This is a genomic window from Tsukamurella conjunctivitidis (genome assembly GCF_007858475.1).
Classification (GTDB): Bacteria; Actinomycetota; Actinomycetes; order Mycobacteriales; family Mycobacteriaceae; genus Tsukamurella; species Tsukamurella conjunctivitidis.
Genome location: NZ_VIGX01000297.1, coordinates 1 through 525, shown reverse-complemented (window position 1 = coordinate 525; position 525 = coordinate 1). Strand labels below are relative to the sequence as shown.

The window sequence follows — 525 nt, the reverse complement described above, 5'->3', positions numbered from 1 at the left end:
GCGCTGAAACCACCGGGCACACCCTCCTCGTTCACCGAACCCCGCGTGAGCACCCCATGGCGCGCCACGAGCACCTCCACTCTGGTGAGCATCCGTTCGGTGGGGACGACCCCGCCGTGCTCCAGCAGCGACCAACGCCCACCCAGACGCGCATCGAGGGGGGAGCGAGGTAGCGGGCCGCGTCGGGATGACAGGCCTGGGCGCAGACGGGAGCGCCGCGAGGCGACGGGGCGCCGCCCTCGTGCGTGTCCCCCGCCACCCAACATCGCGCGCACCGGGGCGTAGGAGTCGTTGGTGAGTACGCCCTGCCACACGAGCTCCCACAGGAGGTCGCCGATCTGTGGGGAGGGGGACGAGAGGACTCCGCCCGAGCGTTCCCCGACGAGGTTGCGCAGTTGATCGACGGTGTAGGCACCGCCATCCTGCAGGAGCTCCAGCACTGCGGCACGCAGGTTCGCGACGGGGTGCGCCCCCAGCGACGACGAGGACGCTGCGGGGGAGGTCGGGGGCTGGCGCAGGTCGGGA

General features: G+C 72.2%; 1 protein-coding gene. It reads right to left on the bottom strand.

The window, feature by feature from the left end:
- The coding region (locus FK530_RS26215; RefSeq protein ID WP_438947273.1) for an Lhr family helicase at positions 1-525 on the bottom strand (525 nt) is incomplete at both ends.